The sequence below is a fragment of the Sphingomonas sp. CFBP 8765 genome (assembly GCF_014841445.1).
Lineage (GTDB): Bacteria > Pseudomonadota > Alphaproteobacteria > Sphingomonadales > Sphingomonadaceae > Sphingomonas > Sphingomonas aerolata.
The window spans coordinates 280,932-298,898 of record NZ_JACYTY010000002.1; the positions used below are offsets into that span (position 1 = coordinate 280,932).

Annotated in this window: 21 protein-coding genes and 1 tRNA gene; 10 read left to right on the top strand and 12 right to left on the bottom strand. The window is 67.2% G+C overall.

From position 1 onward, the window contains the following. Nucleotides 1-20 precede the first annotated feature (20 nt). Nucleotides 21-182: a hypothetical protein gene (locus IFT87_RS05795; protein WP_156360361.1), complete on the bottom strand. Its 162-nt coding sequence runs from the start codon at nt 180-182 to the stop codon at nt 21-23. Between the two features lie 325 nt (nt 183-507). Between IFT87_RS05795 and IFT87_RS05800 the strand changes: the two genes are divergently transcribed. Together IFT87_RS05800 and IFT87_RS05805 are read left to right on the top strand one after the other, a co-directional pair. Then, nucleotides 508-975 (top strand): hypothetical protein, encoded by a 468-nt coding sequence (locus IFT87_RS05800; RefSeq protein WP_031395526.1) that lies wholly within the window; start codon nt 508-510, stop codon nt 973-975. A 212-nt stretch (nt 976-1,187) separates the two neighbouring features. Further along, on the top strand, nt 1,188-1,895 hold the full coding sequence (locus tag IFT87_RS05805) for a PilZ domain-containing protein (RefSeq protein ID WP_192007866.1): 708 nt from the start codon (nt 1,188-1,190) through the stop codon (nt 1,893-1,895). Here IFT87_RS05805 and IFT87_RS05810 read toward each other — a convergent pair. The 3 genes from IFT87_RS05810 to IFT87_RS05820 form a co-directional block, all read right to left on the bottom strand. After that, a complete protein-coding gene (locus tag IFT87_RS05810) occupies nt 1,892-2,047 on the bottom strand; it encodes a hypothetical protein (protein WP_166746558.1) in 156 nt (51 codons plus the stop codon). The two genes, IFT87_RS05805 and IFT87_RS05810, sit on opposite strands and share 4 nt — an antisense overlap. Before the next feature lie 92 nt (nt 2,048-2,139). Next, nucleotides 2,140-2,226, bottom strand: a tRNA-Leu gene (locus IFT87_RS05815). Between the two features lie 162 nt (nt 2,227-2,388). Further along, a complete protein-coding gene (locus tag IFT87_RS05820; protein ID WP_192007867.1) occupies nt 2,389-3,375 on the bottom strand; it encodes an MJ0042-type zinc finger domain-containing protein in 987 nt (328 codons plus the stop codon). 198 nt (nt 3,376-3,573) lie between these two features. On the opposite strand from IFT87_RS05820, the gene ftsE reads away from it, so the two are divergent. The 4 genes from ftsE to IFT87_RS05840 are packed head-to-tail and all read left to right on the top strand — an operon-like array spanning nt 3,574 to nt 6,375. Next, nucleotides 3,574-4,284 carry a cell division ATP-binding protein FtsE gene (gene ftsE / locus IFT87_RS05825; RefSeq protein WP_056406665.1) on the top strand — a complete coding sequence of 237 codons (711 nt, stop codon included), beginning with the start codon at nt 3,574-3,576 and terminating at the stop codon, nt 4,282-4,284. Next, nucleotides 4,281-5,159 carry a cell division protein FtsX gene (locus tag IFT87_RS05830; protein ID WP_192007869.1) on the top strand — a complete coding sequence of 293 codons (879 nt, stop codon included), beginning with the start codon at nt 4,281-4,283 and terminating at the stop codon, nt 5,157-5,159. The genes ftsE and IFT87_RS05830 overlap by 4 nt, the downstream gene beginning before the upstream one ends. Next, on the top strand, nt 5,156-5,692 hold the full coding sequence (locus IFT87_RS05835; RefSeq protein ID WP_037529032.1) for a YdcF family protein: 537 nt from the start codon (nt 5,156-5,158) through the stop codon (nt 5,690-5,692). Before IFT87_RS05830 ends, IFT87_RS05835 begins: the two co-directional genes overlap by 4 nt. Further along, nucleotides 5,689-6,375, top strand: a complete 687-nt coding sequence (locus IFT87_RS05840; protein ID WP_031439520.1) for a lysophospholipid acyltransferase family protein — start codon at nt 5,689-5,691, stop codon at nt 6,373-6,375. Before IFT87_RS05835 ends, IFT87_RS05840 begins: the two co-directional genes overlap by 4 nt. 26 nt (nt 6,376-6,401) lie before the next feature. Here IFT87_RS05840 and IFT87_RS05845 read toward each other — a convergent pair whose 3' ends face one another. Continuing rightward, nucleotides 6,402-7,310 carry a prephenate/arogenate dehydrogenase family protein gene (locus tag IFT87_RS05845; protein ID WP_037529033.1) on the bottom strand — a complete coding sequence of 303 codons (909 nt, stop codon included), beginning with the start codon at nt 7,308-7,310 and terminating at the stop codon, nt 6,402-6,404. After that, entirely contained in the window at nt 7,310-8,407 is a 1,098-nt protein-coding gene (gene hisC / locus IFT87_RS05850) for a histidinol-phosphate transaminase (RefSeq protein WP_031439518.1), read from the bottom strand. Before hisC ends, IFT87_RS05845 begins: the two co-directional genes overlap by 1 nt. Nucleotides 8,408-8,480: 73 nt before the next feature. On the opposite strand from hisC, the gene metX reads away from it, so the two are divergent. From metX to IFT87_RS05865, 3 genes are all read left to right on the top strand, one after another. Continuing rightward, nucleotides 8,481-9,620 carry a homoserine O-acetyltransferase MetX gene (gene metX, locus IFT87_RS05855; protein ID WP_031439517.1) on the top strand — a complete coding sequence of 380 codons (1,140 nt, stop codon included), beginning with the start codon at nt 8,481-8,483 and terminating at the stop codon, nt 9,618-9,620. Then, nucleotides 9,617-10,237 carry a methionine biosynthesis protein MetW gene (metW, locus tag IFT87_RS05860; RefSeq protein WP_031439516.1) on the top strand — a complete coding sequence of 207 codons (621 nt, stop codon included), beginning with the start codon at nt 9,617-9,619 and terminating at the stop codon, nt 10,235-10,237. The genes metX and metW overlap by 4 nt, the downstream gene beginning before the upstream one ends. Nucleotides 10,238-10,347: 110 nt before the next feature. After that, entirely contained in the window at nt 10,348-10,743 is a 396-nt protein-coding gene (locus tag IFT87_RS05865) for a response regulator (protein ID WP_031439515.1), read from the top strand. Nucleotides 10,744-10,759: 16 nt separating this feature from the next. On the opposite strand, the gene IFT87_RS05870 is transcribed toward IFT87_RS05865, so the two are convergent. From IFT87_RS05870 to IFT87_RS05895, 6 genes are all read right to left on the bottom strand, one after another. Continuing rightward, complete coding sequence (locus IFT87_RS05870; RefSeq protein WP_306286268.1) at nt 10,760-12,307, bottom strand: sensor histidine kinase; 1,548 nt, start codon at nt 12,305-12,307, stop codon at nt 10,760-10,762. Between the two features lie 5 nt (nt 12,308-12,312). Then, nucleotides 12,313-12,900 (bottom strand): single-stranded DNA-binding protein, encoded by a 588-nt coding sequence (ssb, locus tag IFT87_RS05875; RefSeq protein ID WP_192007870.1) that lies wholly within the window; start codon nt 12,898-12,900, stop codon nt 12,313-12,315. 8 nt (nt 12,901-12,908) lie between these two features. Beyond that, nucleotides 12,909-14,771 carry a ferrous iron transporter B gene (feoB, locus tag IFT87_RS05880; RefSeq protein WP_031439774.1) on the bottom strand — a complete coding sequence of 621 codons (1,863 nt, stop codon included), beginning with the start codon at nt 14,769-14,771 and terminating at the stop codon, nt 12,909-12,911. Between the two features lie 13 nt (nt 14,772-14,784). Continuing rightward, entirely contained in the window at nt 14,785-15,060 is a 276-nt protein-coding gene (locus IFT87_RS05885; RefSeq protein ID WP_031394931.1) for a FeoA family protein, read from the bottom strand. A 106-nt stretch (nt 15,061-15,166) separates the two neighbouring features. Beyond that, entirely contained in the window at nt 15,167-15,820 is a 654-nt protein-coding gene (locus IFT87_RS05890) for a COQ9 family protein (RefSeq protein WP_037529961.1), read from the bottom strand. Continuing rightward, nucleotides 15,817-16,794 (bottom strand): DMT family transporter, encoded by a 978-nt coding sequence (locus IFT87_RS05895; protein WP_082451174.1) that lies wholly within the window; start codon nt 16,792-16,794, stop codon nt 15,817-15,819. Before IFT87_RS05895 ends, IFT87_RS05890 begins: the two co-directional genes overlap by 4 nt. A 50-nt stretch (nt 16,795-16,844) precedes the next feature. On the opposite strand from IFT87_RS05895, the gene IFT87_RS05900 reads away from it, so the two are divergent. Next, nucleotides 16,845-17,933: an alkene reductase gene (locus IFT87_RS05900; protein ID WP_107931028.1), complete on the top strand. Its 1,089-nt coding sequence runs from the start codon at nt 16,845-16,847 to the stop codon at nt 17,931-17,933. Nucleotides 17,934-17,967 lie beyond the last annotated feature (34 nt).

Consider the following 17,967-nt stretch of genomic DNA (forward strand, 5'->3'; position numbering starts at 1 on the left):
CATTCGGAACCGCGCTGGCTTCAGTCCTGATCGATCGGGTCGAGATGGTCGTGCCCGACCAGGTATTTCTCCTCGACCATCGCCATGCTGACACCGACATAGGCCGCAATCGCATGATCGCCCGCCTGTTCGAGCGCGCGACAAGCTTCCTGCAGAAGCTCATAGGTGCGTGCAGCATTCATCGCGTATCTCCGAGGAGGGCATCCGAGCCGGAGGATCATGCCGGACGCGGGCAAAAGCGATCAAACCTTATATTGGTTTCACATTGGTACAAAATTCTACCTGTTGCAGCCCAAAAACTCACACGGGGCAAGCCACCAATCACAACCAAACTGAACAGATTTCAACCCGTTTTGCATATCTTAAGAAAGTTCCGAGACTATCGCGTGTACCTAAAAGAATAGAGCGGTAAAACAGATAGCTGAATGATGTTGACCATTATGCCGGCGTGCCGCCATATTTGGGTCATTATGGGCTTAAGACCCTGTGGGCGACCGGGAGCATGTGGTGAAAGACGAATCCGTTGCCGACTTGATCAAGGATCTGGGATCGAGGCTGGCCGCCGTCAGCGAGGAGTTCACGGCGCGGGCATCGCGGGTCGTCGACCAGCGGGCCGAGGATGCGACGAGCCCGATCAGCGAGGAAATGCTCGTCGCCCGGGCCAAGGAGATTCTGGCGCATCGTAAACTGCGCCGTCGCTTCCTGCCGGGCGAATTGTTTCACGAGCCGGCCTGGGACATGCTCGTCGCACTGTTCGTTTCGCACCGCGATCACCGGCCGACCAACGTCAAGGCGCTGGTCGCGATGGCGGATGCACCGGTCACCACGTCGCAACGCTGGATCGAGCACCTCCACAAGCTGAAGCTGATCGACCGCGTCAACGACCCGACCGATCGGCGTCGCATCGAAATCTCGCTGAGCGCAGCCGGCTATGACGCGGTCGCCGGCTACCTCACCGCGATCGCCCGACGCTGACCGGCATTCAGCACGGTATTACAGTAATTTCGGTTTTGTAGTAATTAGTTAAGCCGCGCCTAGCACGGTTCGCCGACACCGTTCGGGGATATCAAATGTGCGGCAAGGCAGACCAGGCTCAGGCACCAGATGGCGCGATCGCGCGACGACAGAGTGTTCTGTGGTGATCGCGCGTCGCGGCCCCCGATCGCATGGCGGCGGGGAGACGGCGCGTGCTCTCGGGGCCTGACGAGGAGGACGAAACCGGCGGCGACACCGGGAGCGGGGCAGCTCTGCGCCGGCTGGCGGACCGCGACCGGCGGGCCGGTCGACGCCATGCGACCGTCCTGCTGATCGGCCGGGTCATGCATGCCGACCGCGGCTCGATCTGTCTCGTCCATGACATTTCGACCGTCGGTCTGAAGGCGCGCTTCACCACGCTGCCAGCGCTTGGTGAGACGCTCGAGATCAAGGTGCGGGGCATGCCGTTGCTTCGCGCCACCGTCCGCTGGGTCGACGGGTTTCACGCAGGGGTCGATTTTGACGAGCCGCATGTGATCGACCCCGTCTTCGCGATGCGCGACGCCGCCGGGATGATCGCCCGATCGCCACGATTCGTGGTTTCGGCACCAGTCAGGCTGAATGTCGAGGGGTACTGGTATGCTGCAAGGCTGGTCGACATCTCGACCGGCGGCGCGAAACTCGAGGTCGCGCCGTCGCTCTGCGAGCATTTTTCACAAGGGCAGGCGGCCCAGCTCGTCGTCGATCCCGGCGGACTCGCGATTTTTGCGGCAATCTGCTGGCGGCGTGGCAACCGATTCGGGCTTCGCTTCGTTGCGCCGCTATCGCTCGTGACTTTGTCCCGGGTGCTGGAGTCAAACCCCGATTGTCAGGTCCCCATCCCCCCTCCCAGGGGCCTGGCAACGACGACCGGCGACTAAACCTCGTCGGTCGTCAACTTCACCTTGTTGGGAAGCTTCTTGCCCTTGGTGCGGCGCGACGGGAGCTGCACGGGGTGCTTCTTCTTCCACTGCGCGAACGTCATTGGGCCATCGGGCGTTTCGATGATCTGGTCGTCGATCGAATCGGCCATCGCCGTGCTCCGCTTTGACAGGATCCCGCAGGACGGACCGACATGTCCCCCATGGGGGTGGTCCTGATCCGGGTCGGTAGAAACGAGGAAAGTGGTGCGGCCGAGAAGACTCGAACTTCCACGGGCTTTCGCCCACAACGACCTCAACGTTGCGCGTCTACCAGTTCCGCCACGGCCGCACGTGAAACACTGACCGGACAAGCCGGCTAGCTGGTAGGCCGGTGCCACTAGCAAGGCTTTTGCGATCCCGCAACGCCCTTTCGCCATCGAATGCGCGCCGCTGCGAGAAAATCATGTCGCAGGGCCCTATGCCGCCACCGCGTCGGGGCGGCGGAACCGGATCAGGAGGCGTTTTCGCCGGCAAAGCTCAGTTCGAGCCGTTTCGAATTTGACGGCACGTCGAGCTTGGCGGAGTTGAAATCGATCGCGGCGCCGGGTGTCAGCGTCCGCTTTTGCGGGGTGATCGTCCAGCTATACACGATCCGGCCCTGCGCATCGCGCAGCTCGGCGCGGATGTCGGGCACACGCTGCGTCGAATCGGAGGGATTGGTGACCTGGCCGCTGACCGCGAACAGCTCGGATCCGTTGTCCAGTTCACGGCGCTCGATTGGATTGTCGCGCAGTCGCAGCGGTGTCTCGTCCGCGCCCGTCACGAGTCCAAGCTGCGTCGCAAGGCCAGGTGCGCCGACATAGAGGATCGCAGCGACGCCCAGCAGCATCAGAAGCCCAGCCGCCACCGCACCGATCGTCCACAGCCGGGTGGTGTTGCGCCGTGCGCGGAACGGCGGGGCATGTGCGAATGCATCATAGGAATCGGCGTCGCTCCGGCTTCCCGCATAGGAGGGCGGGGCGGCGCTGTCGGTGGTCGCGACGGCCACGGTCGTCGCAGCCGCCGGCGGCACGGCCTGCGCATCTTCGACATCCGGCGCGGCAGCGGGCGGGGCAGCCGGCGCGGCGACCAATGGCGCAAAGGGTCGGATGATCGGCGGCGGCAGATCGTCGGCGGTCTGCGCAGCCGAAGGCGGCGAAGACATCGGAACCCCGGACGGGGTGGGCGAGGACGGATTGGGCCACGCCGGATTGGGCCAGACCGGGGGCGCGGCGGGCTCAGCGTCGAACGCCGCGCCGAACGGCGGCGCGGGCGCAAAGCCGAGCGGGGCCGCGGGCATTGCCTCCGCGGCGGCTGGCGCGTCGGGCGCCGTGACGTCCGTCGCGGCCTGGAACCAGCTGTGGCGGCAATTGGCACAGCGCACGGTCCTACCTTCGGTGCCGATCGCGCTGTCGGGGACCAGATAGCGTGTGCTGCACTCGGGGCATTGGAGGATCATCGGGCACGATTCACTGCGGGCCGCGGGACGGGGCCGTTCGCGGTCAAACTAAGCACGTGGCCCCCGCTCGTGGCAAGCATCATGCGCCCGGATGCTGTCTGCCGCGCTGCAGATGGCCGCCAGCTTGAAGCCGCGCGCGCTTTCATGCGAAAGCGAGCCTCACGGCACAGGCGAACTCGGGCGGGCGCGACCAATTTCATGGCGAATATCGTGCAGTTCGAAAATGTTGGCTTGCGCTACGACACCGGCGCGGAAACGCTGTCCGACATCTCGTTCACGCTGCGCAGCGGCGCCTTCTACTTTCTGACCGGCGCGAGCGGCGCGGGCAAGACGTCGTTGCTCCGACTGCTCTATCTCGCGCAGCGGCCGAGCCGCGGGGTGATCCGGCTGTTCGGCGAGGATGCGGTGCTGCTCCCGCGTGACCGGATGCCGGGGTTTCGCCGCCGCATCGGCGTGGTGTTCCAGGATTTTCGGCTCGTCCCGCATCTGTCGACCTGGGACAATATCGCTCTGCCGTTGCGCGTCGCGGGGATGCCCGAGGCGGACCTGCGCCAACCGGTCGAGGAGATGCTCGCCTGGGTCGGCCTGACCGAACGCGCCGAGGCGCGACCGGCGACGCTGTCGGGTGGTGAGCAGCAACGCGTCGCGATCGCGCGCGCGGTGATCGCCCGGCCCGAGATGCTGGTCGCGGACGAGCCGACCGGCAATGTCGATCCCGACATGGCCGAGCGGCTGCTCCATCTGTTCGAATCGCTCAACAAGCTCGGCACGACGGTGGTGGTCGCGACGCATGATCTGCACCTTCTCAACCGGATTCCGACCGCGCAGATGATGCGGCTGGATCACGGCCGGTTGCTCGATCCGACCGGGTCGTTGCAGTACCCCCCATCGCCCCGGGCCGAGCCATGAGCCGCGCATCCGAACGTCGCGTGCTCGACGAGGCTGGCGGCGTCCGTGCCATGACCTGGGTCATGGCGATCATGCTGTTCCTCACCATGCTCGCCGCCGCACTCGGGCTGGGGACTGCGGGTGCCGCCCGCGCGCTCGATCGTCAGCTGGCGGGGCGATTGACGGTCCAGATCATCGACGGCGACCCGGTTCGGCGTGATGCCAGTGCCGCCCGCGTCCTCGCGACGCTGCGGACGCTGCCGGAAGTGACCCGCGTCGCCGCGGTCGATCGCGCCGAGCTGACGCGGCTGTTGCGACCCTGGCTCGGCAGCGACGGCGCCGATCCGGGGCTGCCCGTGCCGGCGATGATCGACGTCGATCTGGGCGGCCAGGACGATGCCGCGGTCGCCTCAGTCGCGCGCGCGGTTCGCGGCGTCGCGCCGACCGCGCGCGTCGACCGGCACGAAACCTGGATGTCGCCCGTCAGCGGTGTGATGCGATCGCTGACGCTGCTCGCGCTCGGCATCGTCCTGTTGATGGCCGGCGCGACCGCAGCGGTGGTCGTGCTGGCGGCGCGCGCGGGACTTGAAACGCACCGCGCGACGATCGAGGTCATGCACATGCTGGGGTCGACCGATCTGCAGGTCGCGCGTCTCTTCCAGCGTCGGGTGGCGATCGACGCCGCGATCGGCGGCGTGGCCGGTGCCGGCGTCGCGATCGCCGTCATTTTGCTGATCATGACCCGGTTGCAGGGGCTGGGCTCCGAACTGCTCGACGGGGGGCGGTTGTCCTCGACCGACTGGGCCACGCTGGGCGCGATGCCGATCGGGTTCATCGTGCTGGCGATGGTCGCTGCGCGCGCGACGATCGTGCGCGCGATGAGGACGACCCTGTGATTGTCCGCCTTCTGGGTGTCGGTGTGCTCGTCTGGGCGCTGGGGTTCGCCGCGTTCATGCTGCTCCTGCCGCCACCGCTCAATGGCTCGACCACCGATGCGATCGTCGTGCCGACCGGCGGGGCAGGGCGGATCGATCGCGGTCTGGTGCTGCTGCGCGACCGCCAGGCGAAGCGGATGCTGGTGACTGGAGTCGCGCCCGGCGTCCGCCCGATCGACCTCGCGCTCGAATATCGCACCTCGCCCAGCGTCTTCGCCTGTTGCGTCGATCTCGGCGCAGATGCGGTGGATACGCGGTCGAATGCCGAGGAAACCGCGCGCTGGGTCAAGACGCACGACTATCGTACCGTGCGTCTCGTCACCTCGGACTGGCATGTCCCACGCGCCAAGATGGAGCTTGCCGCAGTGCTCGGGCCGCGGGTGCTGGTGCTCGGCGACGGCGTCCCCGGCACCCCGCGGCTCGGGACGCTGGTCAACGAATACAACAAGTTGATCCTGCGACGGATCGCATTGTGGATAGGATTTGGCGCATGATCGCCTGGTTACGAACGATCGTCTTCATGATCGTCTTTTACAGTATCTCGGCGCCGATCGTGCTGACCGTGCCGATCAGCGCGCTGTTCGGGTCGCGCGCGGTGATCGTCCATTCGACGGTGTGGACGCGGTTCCACCGCTGGGCGACGCGCTGGATCCTCGGCATCCGGATCCGGATCGAGGGGACGAGGCCCGACGTCGCGGCCTTCTACGCGTGCAAGCACCAGGCGATGTTCGAGACGCTCGAGCTTCAGGCGCTGCTCGACGGGCCGGCGATCGTGTTGAAGCGCGAACTGGCGGACATCCCCGCCTGGGGATGGGCGGCGCGACGCTATGGTGCGATCGTCGTCGACCGCGACGCATCCGCCAAGGCGCTGCGCAACATGATGCGCGAGGCGATCGCGGCCAAGGCGACCGGGCGCTCGGTCCTGATCTTCCCCGAAGGCACCCGGGTCGTGCCCGGCGAGCATCCGCCGCTCAAGCCGGGTTTTGCGGGCCTCTACCGCGCGCTCGGCATGCCGACGGTCCCAATCGCCTGCGACAGCGGCACCGTCTGGCCGCGCAAGGGGCCCAAGCGGGCGGGCGTCATCACCTTCCGCTTCGGCGAGGTCGTCCCCGCCGGTCTCAAACGCGAGGAGGCCGAGGCGCGCGTCCATGCGGCGATGAACGCGCTCGACGGCTGACGCCGCTGGCGGCGCTCCGAGCGGGGTCAGTCGTGCGCGCGGCCGAAATCGGCGGCGTCGTCGTCCTGACCCTGTTCGACGATCGACCGGCGCACCGCGCGCGTGCGCGTGAACAGGTCGAACAGCTCGTCGCCCTTGCCCCAGCGGATCGCGCGTTGCAGCGCGCTCAGATCCTCCGAAAAGCGTTGCAGCATGTCGAGCACCGCCTCGCGGTTGGTCAGGAACACGTCGCGCCACATCGTTGGATCCGACGCGGCGATGCGCGTGAAGTCGCGAAAGCCGCCCGCCGAATATTTGATCACCTCGGACTGGGTGACCTCTTCCAGATCGCTCGCGGTGCCGACGATCGTGTAGGCGATCAGATGGGGCAGATGGCTGGTGATCGCCAGCACCCGGTCGTGATGATCGGGGGCCATGAACTCGATCTGCGCGCCCAGCCGCCGCCAGAATTCGGCGACCCGCTCGACCGCAGCCGGATCGGCGCCCGCGGGGGGCGTGACGATGCACCAGCGATGGTTGAACAGTGTCGCGAACCCCGCCTCGGGCCCGCTGCGTTCGGTGCCAGCGACCGGATGCGCGGGGATCACGGTCGCGCCCGGCAGCGCCTCCGCCAGCACGCGTGCGACCTCGGTCTTGCTGCTGCCGACATCGCTGACGATCGCCTCGGCGGGCAGGTCCGCGGCAAACTCCGCCGCGACCGCCGCCATCGCGCCGACGGGGACGCACAGGATCACCAGATCGGCGTCGATCACCGCACTGCCCGCGGTGTCGGCGATGTCGTGGCACAACTCCAGCCGGTCCGCGGTCGCACGCACCGCGGGATCGACGTCATAGCCGGTGAGCCGCACCGTCGGCATCGCCTGCAGCACGCCGCGCGCGATCGACGACCCGATCAGCCCCAGTCCTAGGATCGTGACGCGTGCGAACGGCAGCATCAGCCCCGCTCGACCAGCGCGCGCAACGCCGCGATCACGCCGCGCGTCTCATCCTCGGTGCCGATCGTGATGCGCAGCGCATTGGGAAGGCCCTGTCCGGGCAGCCAGCGGACGATATACCCCGCCTCCATCAGCCCGTGATAGGCCGCGTCGGCGGTCAGCTGACCTTCGAACAGGACGAGCACGAAATTCGCCTTGGAGGGTACGCAGCGCAGGCCGGCATTACCCATCTGCGCGACCTGCTCGACGAACCAGCCGCGCCAGCGGTCGTTGTGCGCGCGAGTCGCATCGACAAAGCCGGTATCCGCCAGCGCCGCGACGGCCGCCGCCTGGCCCGCCGTCGTGACGTTGAAGGGCGCGCGGATGCGGTGCATCGCATCGATGATCGGCGCGCAGGCATAGCCCCAGCCGATCCGCTCCGCGGCAAGGCCGTGGATCTTCGAGAAGGTCCGCGTGACGAGCACGTTCGCCTCGGTCATCGCCAGCGCGAGGCCGGCATCATCCTCCTCGGGGCTGAGATATTCGGCATAGGCCTGGTCGAGGACGAGCAGCACCGAGCGCGGCAGGCCGGCGTGCAACCGGGCGATCTCGGCGCGCGGCGTGAACGTGCCGGTCGGGTTGTTCGGGTTGGCGACGAACACGACGCGGGTGCGTTCGGTGACCGCGGCGAGGATCGCATCGACATCGGTCGCATAGTCGCGGTCGTCGACGACGACCGGCTCGGCACCGACGCGCCGCGTCGCGATTTCGTAGACCGCAAAGCCGTAGCGGACATGGATGATCTCGTCGCCGGGGCCCGCATAGGCGCCCGCGACCAGATGCAGGATCTCGTCCGATCCGGTGCCATAGATCACGCGTGCCGGATCCAGGTCGTAATGCGCCGCCAGTGCCTCGCGCAGCGCGGTCGCGCTGGCGTCGGGATAGCGTTCGAGCGTGTGATCCGCGCCGTCGAACGCGGCCTTGGCCGCTGGGCTCGTCCCAAGCGGGTTCTCGTTCGACGACAGCTTGATCACCGTGCGGCCATCATCGGTCGTCGAGCGACCGGGCGTGTACGGCGCGATCCCCAGGATCCAGGGCTTCGGCGTGGGTGCGGGCATGATGTTTGTCATGGCCGCGGGGCATAGCGGTCGGTGTGGCGCAGTGGCAAATGGTTGTGGTAGCGGACGCGTCATGCTCGACACGATTGATCCCGACCGGACGACCGACGCGCGCTTCGGCCTGGCGCGTCGCGTGACCTTGCCGGGACCGTTGCGGCTCGATGGCGGCGTCCTGCTGTCGCCGGTCGACATTGCCTATGAAACCTATGGCACGCTGAATGCCGACGCCTCGAACGCGGTCCTGATCTGTCATGCGCTGACCGGTGATCAGCATGTCGCCTCGACGCATCCGCGGACCGGCAAGCCCGGCTGGTGGACGCGGATGGTCGGTGAGGGGCGACCGATCGATCCCGCGCGGCATTTCATCGTCTGCGCCAATGTGCTCGGCAGTTGCATGGGCTCGTCGGGGCCTGCGACGATCAACCCCGCGACTGGGCGCGCCTGGGCGATGGGGTTTCCGGTCATCACGATTCGCGACATGGTCCGCGCACAGGCAATGCTGCTCGACCATCTCGGCATCGACGTGCTGCAGGCGGTGGTCGGCGGATCGATGGGCGGGATGCAGGCGCTGAGCTGGCCCGCGACCTTCCCCGACCGGGTCCGCGCCTGTGTCGTGATCGCATCGACCGCGCGCCACACCGCGCAGAACATCGCCTTTCACGAGGTTGGCCGCCAGGCGGTGATGGCCGATCCGAACTGGCGCGGCGGCGATTATCACGACGAGTCCGCGCCGACCGCGGGGCTCGCGGTCGCGCGGATGGCGGCGCACATCACCTATCTGTCGGAAGCCGGGCTGACCGAGAAGTTCGGGCGGCGGCTGCAGGCCCGCGACGCCAAGTCGTTCGGCTTCGACGCCGATTTCCAGGTCGAGAGCTATCTGCGGCATCAGGGGCTCGCCTTCACCGACCGGTTCGACGCGAACTCCTATCTCTATATCACCCGCGCGATGGACTATTTCGATCTCGCGGAGGAGCATGGCGGGCTGCTCGCCAACGCCTTCCGCGCGACGAGCGCGCGCTTCTGCCTCGTCAGCTTCGACACCGACTGGCTCTATCCGACCGCGGAATCGCGCAGCATCGTCCAGGCGCTCAATGCCGCAGGCGCGCCGGTCAGCTTCGTCGAGCTCAGCAGCCCGTACGGCCATGACGCGTTTCTGCTTGAGGCGCCCGAGCTCAACCGCGTCGTCGACGGATTTCTGAGGGCAGGGGCATGAGCACCCCGACGCAGCAGGAGACGCTGCGCGCCGACCTGGGGATCATCGCGCATCACGTGGACCGTGGGTCGCGCGTGCTCGACGTCGGATGCGGCGACGGCGCGCTGATGGCGGCGCTCCGGGACGAGCGCGCGGTCGATGCGCGCGGGCTGGAGATCGATCCGGGCAACGTTGCGGCCGCGGTAGGCCGCGGCCTGTCGGTGATCCAGGGCGACGCCGATGTCGACCTGCAGGGCTATCCCGATGCCAGCTTCGACTATGCGATCCTCAGCCAGACATTGCAGACCGCGCGCGCGCCCGACCTGGTGCTCGACCATCTGCTGCGGATCGGTCGGCGCGCCTTTGTCAGCTTTCCCAACTTCGCGCATTGGCGCGTGCGGCTGTCGCTGCTGTGGGGCGGGCGGATGCCGGTCACGCGGCAATTGCCCGAAAGCTGGTACGACACCCCCAACATCCATCACGTCACGATCGACGACTTCCGGGCGTTCCTCCGGCAGCGCGGTGTGATCGTCGAGGGTGCCTGGTTCCTGTCGGGCGACAAGCAGACGACGTCGGCGGCTGCCAACCTGCTCGCCGAGCACGCCGTATTCCTGTTGCGGGGCGAACCGGGGGCATGACCCGGGCGCTCCCCCGGTAACACAGGTTATTTGTTTCAATTCGCTACACGTTCTTGATTCAAATCAATAAACCGAAGGAACGGATAGCCCGGCCAACGGTTGCCACGACAATGACCAAGACCGCCATGATCGTTGAAGATGAAATCTTCGTCGCGCTGGATCTCGAAAGGATCCTGATCGACGCGGGATATCACGTCGTGGCGATCGCGGCGGACCGCGAAACCGCGCTCATCGCCGCGGCCGGATGCGATTTCGCCTTTGTCGACGTCAATCTGCGCGACGGTCCGACCGGTCCGTCGATTGCGGAGACGATTGCGCGCGATCACGGCGTGAAGGTCGTCTTCGTCACCGCCAATCCCAGCCAGATCGGCGACGCCGATTGCCTCGGCTATATCCGCAAGCCGTTCAACGATGCCGCGATCCTCGCCGCCGCCGAACTGGCGACCACGGGTCAGGCGCTACGCGGCGGTAGCGAACTGATCCAGATCCGACGGCGCGGGAACTGACGGGGAGACCGCGCGGTCAGCGGCAGAAGGAGGGGAGGGGGACCCCGATCTCGACGCACAGCCCCTCGGGACGCCAATCGCGCCGCACCGTCCCGCCCAACTGGCGAACCGCACTCATTTCGATCAGCTGACTGCCAAAACCCTTATGGCTCGTCGGGTGCGCGATCGGCGGGCCACCCTGCTCGCGCCAGGTCAGACGCACCGTGCCCGTGGCGCCGTCCCCGTCATGCCCGATCGTCAGCGCGACATGCCCATCGACGGTCGACAGCGCGCCGTATTTCGTCGCGTTCGTCGCGAGCTCGTGAAACAGCAGGGCGAGCGGGGTCGCGGAACGATCGTCGATCCGCACATCGTCGCCGATCACGACCAGACGATCCGTCCCGTCTTGCCGATAGGGTTCGAACAAATCGCCCAGCAGGCCCTTCAGACTGTCCTGCGGGGCTTCCGGACGCGACTGGGTGCTGTGCGGGCGGACGAAGTCGTGTGCACGGCCCAGCGCGGTGATGCGGTGGCGCAGGTCGGTCGCGATCCCGGCGAATTCGGGTTTGCCGCGCGCGGAAAAGGCGATGAGTCCGGCGATGACGGCGAAGATGTTCTTGATCCGGTGGCTCAGCTCCTGGCTGATCACCTCGCGCTCTTCATAGGCGAGCTTCTGCTCGTGGATGTCGGTGCAGGTCCCGAACCAGCGCGTGATCGCGCCCTGGTCGTCGCGTACCGGCAAAGCGCGGCCGAGCACCCAGCGATAGGTGCCGTCCCGGTGCCGCAACCGATATTCGATCGTATAGGGCTCGCCGCTCGCGAGCGAATGGCGCCAGATCGTCCAGGCGCGGTCCTGGTCCTCGGGATGGAACACGTCGTTCCAGCCCTCGCCATCGGTCGTGCCGGGCGTCGTGCCGGTAAACTCGTACCAGCGCGCATTGTAATAATCATGGAAGCCGTCGGGCAGCGTCGACCAGACCATCTGCGGCATCGTATCGGCCAGCGTCCGGAACCGCAGATCGCTCGCCTCGAGCGTGCGCCGCGCCCGCGCCTCGGCAAAGGCCTGTTCGCGCGCGGTCCGGCGATCGTCGAGCCGCCCCATCGCCGCCTTGGCCAGCAGTGTCAGCCCGTCACGCTGGAACGGCGTAAGCCCCGCCCGCGAGGTCGTCGCCAGCACGCACAGCGCGCCGAGCGGCACGCCTTCGCTCGAGACCAGAGGCGCCCCCGCGTAGAAGCGGACATGCGGAGCACCGGTGACGAGCGCGTTGTCCACGAACCGCGGATCGGCCTGCGCGTCGGGCACTTCCATCACGTCGTGATGGTGCATCGCATGCGCACAGAAGGACTGGCTCCGCGGCGTCTGGTCGAGATCGGTGCCGCTGCGTGAAAGGAACCGCTGATATTCCTCCTCGACCAGGCTCAGCAGTGCGATCGGCGCATCGCACAACCGGGCTGCGAACGACACGATGTCGTCCAGCTCACCCTGCATGCGCGCGCCCGCGACATCGTAGGACGAGATGACGCGTGATCGCGCCGCCTCGTCGTACACGCTCGGCGCTACTGGAGTCGAAACGGGCGGCGTCACGATGCTTAGAACGGCACGTCGTCGTCGAGATCGTCCGAGAACCCGCCGGTCTGGCCAAAGCTGCCGCCGCGCGCGCCGCCACCGCTGCCGCCGCCCGACGGCGCCGAACGACCACCGCCGCCGCCGCCGTAACCGCCGCCGCCTGACGAGCCGCCGCCAAAGTCGTTGCCGCCGCCGGCCCAATCGTCGCCGCCGCCGCGGCTACCACCGCCACCGCCTGCGCCGCCGCCCTGGCCGCCATTCGGGCCGTCGAGCATCGTCAGCACGCTGTTGAAGCCCTGCAGCACGATCTCGGTCGAATACTTGTCCTGGCCCTGCGCGTCCTGCCATTTGCGCGTCTGGAGTGCGCCCTCGATATAGACCTTCGAGCCCTTGCGCAGATACTTCTCCGCGACGTTGGCGAGGCCTTCGTTGAAGATGGCAACCGAATGCCATTCAGTCTTTTCCTTGCGCTCGCCCGACATCTTGTCCTTCCAGGACTCGGACGTCGCGATGCGCAGATTGACGACCTTGCCGCCGTTCTGGAACTGCTTGCTTTCGGGATCGCGGCCGAGATTGCCGACGATGATGACCTTGTTGACGCTGCCTGCCATGATGCCCCTCAGAGGCCGGCGAACACCGCCAGCCAATATGTGATTCCGGCCATGATGTAGGCGGCGGCGAACAAATAGCCAACCATGAACGCCGGCCATTTCCACCCGTTCGTCTCGCGACGCGTGACGGCGATCGTCGAGATGCACTGCGGCGCGAATACGAACCACATCAGGAAGGCGAGCGCGGTCGGCAGGGTCCAGCGGCCGCGCAGATTCTCGACCATCGCCTTGCCGCCCTGGTTGCTGTCGGGATCGTCGATCGCATAGACCGTGCCGATCGCCGCGACCGCAACCTCGCGCGCGGCCATCGCCGGGATCAGTGCAAGCACGATGTCGCGGTTGAAGCCGATCGGCGCGAACACCGGGGCAATGCCGTTGGCGATCCGTCCCGCCGCCGAATAATCGACCGGCGACACCTTGCTGCCTTCAGGCGGCTTGGGAAAGCTCAGCATCACCCACAGGATCACGGTCGACACCAGGATGATGCCGCCCGCACGCTTCAGGAAGATCTGCGCGCGGCTCCACAGGCCGATGCCGACGTCGCGCCACTGCGGCCACTGATATTTCGGCATCTCCATCATGAAGCCCGACGACACGCCCTTGGTGACCGTCCGGCGCAGCACCAGCGCGGCGACGAACGCACCGACGATGCCCATCACGTACAGCCCGAGCATCACCAGCCCCTGAAGGCCGACGAACGGCAGGACCTGCGTGTTGGGAATGAATGCGCCGATGATCAGCGTGTAGACCGGCAGCCGCGCGGAGCAGGTCATCAGCGGCGCGATCAGGATCGTCGTCAGCCTGTCCTTCTCGTCGTCGATCGTCCGCGTCGCCATGATCCCGGGGATCGCGCAGGCGAAACTCGACAGCAGCGGGATGAACGCGCGCCCCGACAGCCCGACGCTCGCCATCACGCGGTCCATCAGGAACGCCGCGCGGACCATATAACCGCTCGCCTCGAGCACGAGGATGAACAGGAACAGGATCAGGATCTGCGGCAGGAACACGATCACAGCGCCGACGCCCTTGATCACCCCGTCGACCAGCAGCGACCGGAGCAGCGAATCGGGAAGCTCCGACGTGATGAACGCCTGCAGCGCCGTGAAGCCGCCGTCGATCAGGTCCATGAACGGCTGCGCCCAGCTGAAGACCGCCTGGAACATCAGGAACATGATCGCCAGCAGTAGCACCGGCCCGGCGATGGGATGCAGCGCGACCCCGTCGAGCATGTGCGTCCAGCGCCGTACCGGCGTCTCGGACAGCGTGGCGGCCGTCGCGATGTCGCGCGCGCGCCGCTGCAGCGTGACGATGTCGTCCTGCACACTGCCGTCCGACTTGCGCAGCCGGATCGGACCGTTGACGACGGTCTGCGTCAGGATCGCACGCAGCGCGTCGAGCCCGCGTTTGCGGACCGCGACGGTCGGGATCACCGGCACGCCAAGTTCTCGCGAAAGCACCGCCGCATCGAGTTTCAACCCGTCGCGTTCGGCGAGATCGACCATGTTGAGCGCCACCACGACGGGCAGGCCGAGCGCGATCAGCTGGAGCGTGAAGCGCAGGTGATTGTCGAGATTGGCGGCATCGACGACCACGACCAGCGCGTCGGGCAGGCGTTCGCCGTCCTGCGTTCCGGTGACGACGTCGCGCGTGACGCGCTCATCGGGGGAGGAGGGCTCGAGGCTGTAGGCGCCGGGCAGGTCGACCAGCTCGACCGGGCGGCCGTCGTCGAGCGTCAGCCGTCCGGCCTTGCGCTCGACCGTCACGCCTGGATAGTTGCCGACCTTCTGCCGCGCACCCGTGAGCGCATTGAACAGCGCGCTCTTGCCGGCATTGGGATTGCCGACCAGCGCGACCAGCGGTGCTGCGTTCATAATGCCAGGCTGATTATTCTGCGGCGGCTGGCGTGGGTGATACGCGAATCGCACCTGCGACCGCACGCCGCAATGCGACGGTCATCCGGCCGATCCGGCAGGCGATCGGACCCTGGCCCAGCGTCGCGCGGTGAAGAACCTCGACATCGACACCCTCGTCAAAGCCGAGTTCGCGCAACCGGCGTGCCTCCGGGCCTGCCAGTCTGGCCCAGTCGATCGCAGCGACGATGCCATGCTGCTTGCGGGGCAGCGTTTCGAGACTGACGGAACGATCGGGGCGAGTGTCCATGATGCGACTGATTATCAGTAACGGATCGCCAAGGGAAGCCCCGGCACGCGCACTTGACGCAGATTGCGTGCATTCCATCGCCGCGTGACGGCGCGCCGCGACCGGCTCACGCCACCGGATAGCGCAACCGCCCGACGAACCGCGACAGGCTGAAGCCATGCTCTGTCCGCTTGAGAAAGCCCGACTTTGCGGTTTCGAACCGCATGATGCCGTCGATCCGCCGGCTGAGAAACGCCCGCGTCTCGGCAAACCCCTCGCTGTCGTCGTCGAGGAAGACGGTGACGGTCGCGGCATAGACGCCGAGCAGGATCGTCCGCTTGGTATAATGATTGTAATCGGTCGCGACATCGCCCGCGGCGCGCCAGATCGTGTCGACCGTCCGCCAGCCGAGCCGCCCCGCCTTGGTCAGATTCTGCGGCAAGGCGAGGATCGCCAGCGCACGGCGCAGCGATTCGCGGTCGGCGGCGGTCGCCTGCAGCCGGGCCTCGATCAGCGCGGCGATCCGTGCGCGGATCTTCATCGCCGACAGCCGCTCGGGCGGCAGGCTTGCGAGCATCGCGACGTCGATATCGGCGAACCACGCGTCGATCATGTCGACCGGTCCCTCTTCGAAGGCGAGCGCGGCGACGTCGCGGTCGATTCCCGCCGCGTCCGCCGCCATGTCGCGCGCCGCGTCGCTCCACCCGTCGAACGCCGCATTGGCGGCGATGCCGGGGGCGAGCAGCGAACGGATTTCGTCGAGCGTGAGGTCTTGGGTCATACCGTCTCCTGCCGTCCAAGATCAGGCGTGTCGAGCGCCTCTTCAATAGGGGGGCGATCGGCCGGCGTCCGGCGGACCAGCACCAGCGCGATCGCCACCATCACCACGCCGGCCAGATCGGGCAGGCCGAGCCGCTCGCCATAGACCAGCCAGCCGACCGTCCCTGCGACGACCGGCTGGATCAGCAGCGCGATGCCGATCACCAGCGGCGAAAACCGCCCGAGCGCATAGATCATCAATCCCTGGCCCAGCACCTGGCTGCACAGCGCGAGCCCGATCAGCGGCCCCCACTGCGCCGGTACGATCCGCTCGCCCATCGCCAGCGCGAACACCAGCAGCGGCACGATGCCCGCCAGGGTCGACAGCACCAGTGCGGACAAGGGGGCGAGCGTCGTCCGCGCGCGCGCCATCAGGATGAAATACACCGTATAAAGCAGCCCCGCGAGGATGCAGAGCAGGTCACCCGCCAGGTTCTTCGCATCGAGCTGATAGGAGCGCCCGAGCAACAGCGCCGCGCCTGCCGCGGCGAGCATCAGCGCCCAGCCCTGTGTCCGCGTCGGCCAGGTCCGCGCGACGAGAAACCCGTAGATCGGAAACATCAGCGTCGCCGCATTGCCGAACAGCGTCGCATTGGCGAGCGTGGTGCGCAGGATGCCGAGATGCCAGCTGCCGAGATCCGCGGCGAAGCACACGCCGCCCGCGATCAGCCCGATCCAGACGCCGCGCCCGAGCCGCGTCGGTCGCGCGCCCTGCTGCGCTGCGAGCAGGACGAGAAACGGCACCGCCAGCGTCAGCCGCCAGAAACCCGCCGCGACCGGTCCGACCTCGGTCGCACGAACGAACCACGGCCCGAATGCGAGCGCGACATTGGCGATCAGCAGCGCGCCGAACGCGAGCGTACCGGGGGCGCCGGTCGTCGTCGCCGTCGGCGTTTCGGGCACGCTAGATATTCTTTGCGGGGCGGGGCGATGCATGCCGCGCTGTAGCGTCCTATCTTGCCCCCGTCAGGCATTAAGGAGCCCCCATGCCAAGCCTTTTCGATCCCATCACGCTCGGCGCCGTCGAAGCGCCCAACCGCATCCTCATGGCGCCGCTCACCCGCGGGCGTTCGGACAAGGACGCCGTCCCGTCCGACCTCATGGTCGACTATTACACGCAGCGCGCCAGCGCCGGCCTGATCATCTCGGAAGCCACCGGCATCAGCCGCGAAGGTCTGGGCTGGCCGTTCGCGCCGGGCCTGTGGACGCAGGCTCAGGTCGAGGCGTGGAAGCCCGTCACCGCAGCGGTGCACGCCGCCGGCGGCCGGATCATCGCACAGCTCTGGCATATGGGACGCCAGGTTCATTCGTCGGTGATCGGCGGCCAGCCCGTCTCGTCGTCCGCGACCAAGACCGAAGGCCAGGCGCATACGTTCGAGGGCAAGAAGGATTTCGAGGTCGCGCGTCCGCTCGAGCTGAACGAGATTCCGCGGCTGCTGAACGACTATGAGCTGGCGACGAAGAACGCGCTGGAAGCCGGGTTCGACGGCGTCCAGATCCATGCCGCGAACGGCTATCTGATCGACCAGTTCCTGCGCGACAACGCGAACAGCCGCACCGATGACTATGGTGGCAGCATCGAGAACCGCATCCGCCTGCTTCGCGAAGTCACCGAGCGTGTGATCTCGGTCGCCGGCGCCGATCGCACCAGTGTCCGCCTCTCGCCCAATGGCGATTCGCAGGGCGTCGACGACAGCAACCCCGAGCCGCTGTTCACCGCCGCCGCCAAGGCGCTGTCCGATCTCGGCATCGCCTTCCTCGAGCTGCGCGAGCCGGGTCCCGACGGCACCTTCGGCAAGACCGACGTGCCAAAGCTCAGCCCGGCAATCCGCAAGGTCTTCAAGGGCGTGCTGGTCGTGAACTCGGATTACGACACGCTCGAAAAGGCGCAGGCCGAGCTCGACAAGGGCGATGCCGATGCGATCAGCTTCGGCCGGACGTTCATCGCGAACCCCGATCTGCCCGAGCGCCTGCGCACCGGCGCACCGCTGGCGCAGGATAACCCGAAGACCTGGTATAGCCAGGGCCCAGAGGGCTATATCGACTATCCGGCGCTGGAAACCGTGCCCGCCTAAGCCGACCGCCTGATTGTCACCGGTGACGCCATCG

Bases quoted from the DNA above. Each gene is read 5' to 3' on its own strand.
- IFT87_RS05830 (WP_192007869.1), top strand. From the start codon at position 4,281: ATGAGCCGCGCATCCGAACGTCGCGTGCTCGACGAGGCTGGCGGCGTC.
- IFT87_RS05840 (WP_031439520.1), top strand. From the start codon at position 5,689: ATGATCGCCTGGTTACGAACGATCGTCTTCATGATCGTCTTTTACAGT.
- IFT87_RS05795 (WP_156360361.1), bottom strand. From the start codon at position 182: ATGAATGCTGCACGCACCTATGAGCTTCTGCAGGAAGCTTGTCGCGCG.
- IFT87_RS05890 (WP_037529961.1), bottom strand. From the start codon at position 15,820: ATGACCCAAGACCTCACGCTCGACGAAATCCGTTCGCTGCTCGCCCCC.
- IFT87_RS05900 (WP_107931028.1), top strand. From the start codon at position 16,845: ATGCCAAGCCTTTTCGATCCCATCACGCTCGGCGCCGTCGAAGCGCCC.
- feoB (WP_031439774.1), bottom strand. From the start codon at position 14,771: ATGAACGCAGCACCGCTGGTCGCGCTGGTCGGCAATCCCAATGCCGGC.
- IFT87_RS05865 (WP_031439515.1), top strand. From the start codon at position 10,348: ATGACCAAGACCGCCATGATCGTTGAAGATGAAATCTTCGTCGCGCTG.
- IFT87_RS05895 (WP_082451174.1), bottom strand. From the start codon at position 16,794: ATGCATCGCCCCGCCCCGCAAAGAATATCTAGCGTGCCCGAAACGCCG.
- ssb (WP_192007870.1), bottom strand. From the start codon at position 12,900: ATGGCAGGCAGCGTCAACAAGGTCATCATCGTCGGCAATCTCGGCCGC.
- metX (WP_031439517.1), top strand. From the start codon at position 8,481: ATGCTCGACACGATTGATCCCGACCGGACGACCGACGCGCGCTTCGGC.
- hisC (WP_031439518.1), bottom strand. From the start codon at position 8,407: ATGCCCGCACCCACGCCGAAGCCCTGGATCCTGGGGATCGCGCCGTAC.
- IFT87_RS05810 (WP_166746558.1), bottom strand. From the start codon at position 2,047: ATGGCCGATTCGATCGACGACCAGATCATCGAAACGCCCGATGGCCCA.
- metW (WP_031439516.1), top strand. From the start codon at position 9,617: ATGAGCACCCCGACGCAGCAGGAGACGCTGCGCGCCGACCTGGGGATC.
- IFT87_RS05885 (WP_031394931.1), bottom strand. From the start codon at position 15,060: ATGGACACTCGCCCCGATCGTTCCGTCAGTCTCGAAACGCTGCCCCGC.
- ftsE (WP_056406665.1), top strand. From the start codon at position 3,574: ATGGCGAATATCGTGCAGTTCGAAAATGTTGGCTTGCGCTACGACACC.
- IFT87_RS05820 (WP_192007867.1), bottom strand. From the start codon at position 3,375: ATGATCCTCCAATGCCCCGAGTGCAGCACACGCTATCTGGTCCCCGAC.
- IFT87_RS05845 (WP_037529033.1), bottom strand. From the start codon at position 7,310: ATGCTGCCGTTCGCACGCGTCACGATCCTAGGACTGGGGCTGATCGGG.